Source organism: Occultella aeris (assembly GCF_902703175.1).
Classification (GTDB): Bacteria; Actinomycetota; Actinomycetes; order Actinomycetales; family Beutenbergiaceae; genus Occultella; species Occultella aeris.
On record NZ_CACRYJ010000078.1, the window covers coordinates 1 to 241 of the forward strand.

Below are 241 nucleotides of genomic sequence, written 5' to 3' on the forward strand. Positions count from 1 at the left end.
GATGTGGCCGAGGAAGGTCGTGGTCTCGTCGCGTTCGCGGCGGTAGCGCAGCCCGGCCGGGGTGGTCCACTCGAACACGCCGGGTTCGGTCTGCTCGACCTCGAAGTCGCCGTGGGTCTTGAGGTTGTGGTCCCGGCCGCACAGCGGAGACAGGTTGTCCGCCGAGGTCCGCCCACCGGAGGGGTCGCCGGGCTCGTCGGACCCATCCGGGGCATCGACCCAGGGCACGTTGTGATCCAAC

The 241-nt window shown here is 70.1% G+C and carries 1 protein-coding gene; it reads right to left on the reverse strand.

Annotated elements, in window-relative coordinates:
• On the reverse strand, positions 1 to 228 hold a 228-nt coding region (locus tag HALOF300_RS26810), incomplete at its 3' end, for an HNH endonuclease signature motif containing protein (protein WP_197522872.1).
• Positions 229 to 241: the final 13 nt, after the last annotated feature.